Below are 3,934 nucleotides of genomic sequence, written 5' to 3' on the forward strand. Positions count from 1 at the left end.
CGCGCCGAGCAGTGCTATCGGTGGATTCGCTCGGGTATAGCGGGCGCCTTTGCCGTCACAGTGCGCTTGGTAACGTTTCGCTAGGTTATTGGTAATCCCCACATAGGTGCCGCGTTTGCACTCAAGTAAGTAGAGGAACCATTGGGTATCGGTATTTATACTACTCACCACAACAACTCTTTATTTTTCGGCCGCTACCACATAGGCAGCGCTCGTTGCGCCGCGGTTTGAGGCGCTCAATGGTCGGCACGCCATCCACATACCACCAGCGCCCGTCTTCAAACACAAACCGTGAGTTTTCTTCTAGCACATACCAGCGGTTTTGTTCACGGAAATAGGCTAAAAAATGTACCGTACCCTGCCCCTTTTTTGCGGGCGGTGCCGCCACAATCGTGAGCGCTTTCCATTGGGAGTCTGGGTCAGGCGGTAGCTGCGTTGGCCGCGTTGATGCGTGCCAAGTGGCAAGTAGGTAATCGCGGCTATTCAACGCAAACGCCGTGTAACGTGAACGCATTAGCGCTTCCGGCGTAGGTGCTGTTGCACCTTGGTGATAAGGCTGGCAACACGCCGTGAATGCAGCACCACTGCCACACGGGCAGTTGGCTGACGTTGAGACTGGCGTTGAAAGCGTCATATTGAAAGCTCTGTATTCTTTGGTTTATAGATTTGGTATACGTTTTGTTTCGGTATTGGCACAGAGTTAGATATAGTACCAGAGCGACATCATCAGACAGACGGAGTACGACACACGATCAAGCATTCTTTCCAAACCCAGTGGAGGTTCTCCTATGAAGGTTTACAAACCCGAGTGGCAGTGCACGTTTAGCGTAAACGAAGGCGCGGTAGAATCAGCAACCTGGAAAGAGCGAATCGCCTGGCGGCTTAGACAAATTGCCGATCGACTCGAAGGCGGTGGCCGTACAGTAAAAATCGACTACAACGTCTCTCCGCACGTTAGCCGAGACGAAGTTGATACCTGTTTGGGCAAAGGATTTGAAGTTACCCAGCGGCTGCTGACCCAGCTTGCCCGCCAACAGGCCTGCGAAGATGTGATGCGCCACGCAAAAGCGGAGCTTTACGAAGAGCAACATCAGCATTAGCCGCCATAAATATCGAAGAAGCACTTCAGAAGAACACCCGCCTGTTTTAATCATTGGCGGGTGTTTTTTATTGTGCGCTATTGATATTGCGGACTAATTTAGCAGCCATCATCCCAAATGGGGTGTTTCTAGCGCCTGCCCTAATCGCTGCATAAACGCCGTGCATTCATGCAACTGAGCCGTCTCAATATACTCATCGGGTTGATGCGCCTGGGCGATGCTGCCAGGGCCAAGAATTATTGTCTGCAAGCCTTGGCCTTGGAACTGCCCCGCTTCCGTGGCGTAAGCCACCGCATGGTTACAGCAGGCGTGTGGCAGATGGTCTTTGGCTAAGCGAAGCACCTGGTCGTTTTCGCGGTCGGCCAAGCCAGGCACTGTCACGTTTAGCGGCTCGGTGGTGATTTCAACGTGCTTGCCTTTAGCCTGCAACTCGGCGCTTAGTTGGGCGCAATAGGCTTCAAAGCGTGCGTATATTTCGTCGAAGGTGTCCGTGGGCAGATGGCGAATTTCCCACTCAAACTGACACTCCCGCGCCATAATATTGATCGCCGTGCCGCCTTTTATTTTGCCAACGTGCAGGCTGGTATGCGGCACATTAAAAGCCTCATCGACGCGGCCCTCTTCCACCAATGCCGCCATGGTGTCTTCAATGAACGTGACGAGCCTTGCCGCAACATGGATAGCTGACGTGCCTTGATTCACTTGGCTACTGTGAGCCTCCTGACCAATCACGCTAGTGCGCAGATTCGTTGCACCTTTTTGCGCAACCACAGGCTGCATGCTGGTAGGCTCACCAACAATGACGTGGGCGGTGGTGGAGTAGTGCTCGTAAAAGCGTTTAATAAGACTCGGCGCGCCCACACAGCCAATTTCTTCGTCATAAGAAAACCCGAAATAGATAGGCTGCTTCAGCGGCGTATTGGCCCAGGTAGGCACCATAGCTAACGCACAGGCAATAAAGCCTTTCATATCACAGGTACCACGCCCGTACAGGCGCCCATCACCGCCATCACGCAGGGTAAACGGATCACTCGACCATGGCTGACCGGCCACCGGCACTACGTCGGTATGCCCAGAAAGCATCACTCCGCCAGGGGCGTCAGGGCCTACGCGGGCAATCAGGTTGGCTTTGGTGCCACACGGGCTCATCACCCGCTCTGAAGCCACACCATAATCAGCTAGATAGTCCTCAACGAATTCAATTAGGGCCAAATTAGATTCACTGGAAGTGGTATCGAACGATACTAGCTTTGCCAGTAAGGTGGTCGCGTCAGTCATACTGCTCTCGTTTGTTAGTCTCTCAATATCACCCTATCACCGCCTCTCTCCTTTGCCTACTAAGCAGGCCGACGGACAGCGAAACGTTGACTGTCACGTCGAGTTCATCGTGCATTCATGAAAACGTCATCTACACTTTCTACTGTTCAGTGCACCCAAAAACTTAATAAACGTACTGCGAACGACCCACAAGGAGCCGTTATGTCTCGTTTCACATTGCACGCGCTTGCCCTAGGGGTGGCTACTGCCACGTTTAGCCTTTCTGCCCATTCTGCGACCGAAGTGACCTGGTGGCACGCCATGGGAGGCCAGCTTGGTGAAATCCTTGAAGAAATGACGGAGGAGTTTAACGCTTCTCAGGACGACTACCAGGTCACACCCAGCTACCGCGGCAACTACACAGAAACGATGACCGGTGCTATTGCGGCGTTCCGTGCAGGCGAACAGCCACATATTCTGCAGGTATTCGAAGTCGGCACCGGCACCATGATGAACGCCAAAGGCGCCATCTACCCAGTGTACGAGTTGATGGAAGAGTATGGCCGCGCATTTGATCGCGAAGCCTTCCTGCCAGCGGTAGTCGGTTACTACACCGATACCAACGGCAATATGCTGTCTTTCCCGTTCAACTCCTCAACGCCGATTATGTACTACAACCGCGACATGTTTGAGGAAGCGGGCCTAGACCCTGAGCAGCCCCCCGAAACATGGGCAGAAGTAGCCGATTTTTCACGCCAAATCGTCGATTCTGGGGCAGCCAGCTGTGGCTTCACCACCTCATGGCCAAGCTGGGTTATGTTGGAAAACTTCTCTGCCATGCACAACTCGCCGCTAGGGACGTTAGAAAATGGCTTTGGCGGGATAGAAACAGAGTTCAATTTCAACAATGAATTGGTTGCCCTCCACTGGGATAATTTGAAGGCTTGGCAGGATACGGATGCCTTTAAGTGGGGCGGCCCTGGCTCCGGGCCAGACTCTGAACCGCTGTTCTACTCCCAGGACTGCGCGATTTTCTTCGGCTCTTCTGCTTCCCGTGCGGATGTCGCTGCTAACTCTGACTTTGAAGTCGGTTTCGGTATGCAGCCCTACTATGACGACGTAGATGGCGCGCCACAGAACTCCATCATTGGCGGTGCCACCCTGTGGGCACTACAAGGCCACACCGATGACGAGTATGAAGCCGTTGCCGCCTTCTTTGAGTACCTCTCACAGCCTGAGGTACAAGCCGAGTGGCACCAGCAAACCGGTTACCTGCCCATCACTCAAGCAGCGTGGGACTTGAGCAAAGAGCAGGGCTACTACGATGAGAACCCTGGTGCCGATATTTCGCTGAAGCAGATGACGCTAAACGAGCCGACTGAAAACTCGAAGGGGCTACGGTTTGGTAACTTTGTACAAATCCGCGACATTATCTCCGAAGAGATGGAAGCGGTGATGACGGGCGCTAAATCTGGCCAGGAAGCTACTGACTCAGCCGTTGAGCGTGGTAATCAGTTGCTACGCGACTTCCAATCAGCCAACCAGTAAGCAAGCACCTTATCCGCCGCCTGCCCCTG

5 protein-coding genes are annotated in these 3,934 nt (G+C 53.5%); 2 read left to right on the forward strand and 3 right to left on the reverse strand.

The features are described 5' to 3' along the window. On the reverse strand, window positions 1-171 hold a 171-nt coding region (locus INT22_RS20305; RefSeq protein ID WP_319022044.1), incomplete at its 3' end, for a GIY-YIG nuclease family protein. Then, window positions 161-634: a YchJ family protein gene (locus INT22_RS05450; RefSeq protein ID WP_193061166.1), complete on the reverse strand. Its 474-nt coding sequence runs from the start codon at window positions 632-634 to the stop codon at window positions 161-163. The genes INT22_RS20305 and INT22_RS05450, both read right to left, overlap by 11 nt. A 154-nt stretch (window positions 635-788) precedes the next feature. Between INT22_RS05450 and INT22_RS05455 the strand changes: the two genes are divergently transcribed. After that, a complete protein-coding gene (locus INT22_RS05455; protein WP_030074158.1) occupies window positions 789-1,100 on the forward strand; it encodes a hypothetical protein in 312 nt (103 codons plus the stop codon). Window positions 1,101-1,208: 108 nt separating this feature from the next. Here INT22_RS05455 and argE read toward each other — a convergent pair whose 3' ends face one another. After that, a complete protein-coding gene (argE, locus tag INT22_RS05460; protein WP_193061167.1) occupies window positions 1,209-2,378 on the reverse strand; it encodes an acetylornithine deacetylase in 1,170 nt (389 codons plus the stop codon). Window positions 2,379-2,579: 201 nt separating this feature from the next. On the opposite strand from argE, the gene ugpB reads away from it, so the two are divergent. Beyond that, the gene (ugpB, locus tag INT22_RS05465; RefSeq protein ID WP_193061168.1) at window positions 2,580-3,905 is read left to right on the forward strand and encodes a sn-glycerol-3-phosphate ABC transporter substrate-binding protein UgpB; all 1,326 of its coding nucleotides are present in this window, start codon (window positions 2,580-2,582) and stop codon (window positions 3,903-3,905) included. Window positions 3,906-3,934: the final 29 nt, after the last annotated feature.

It is taken from the genome of Halomonas sp. 3D7M (genome assembly GCF_014897885.1).
Taxonomy (GTDB): Bacteria; Pseudomonadota; Gammaproteobacteria; order Pseudomonadales; family Halomonadaceae; genus Vreelandella.

What these genes read in the sequence shown, in the direction of transcription:
- ugpB (WP_193061168.1), top strand. Translation starts at nt 2,580, where the DNA reads ATGTCTCGTTTCACATTGCACGCGCTTGCCCTAGGGGTGGCTACTGCC.
- argE (WP_193061167.1), bottom strand. Translation starts at nt 2,378, where the DNA reads ATGACTGACGCGACCACCTTACTGGCAAAGCTAGTATCGTTCGATACC.
- INT22_RS05450 (WP_193061166.1), bottom strand. Translation starts at nt 634, where the DNA reads ATGACGCTTTCAACGCCAGTCTCAACGTCAGCCAACTGCCCGTGTGGC.
- INT22_RS05455 (WP_030074158.1), top strand. Translation starts at nt 789, where the DNA reads ATGAAGGTTTACAAACCCGAGTGGCAGTGCACGTTTAGCGTAAACGAA.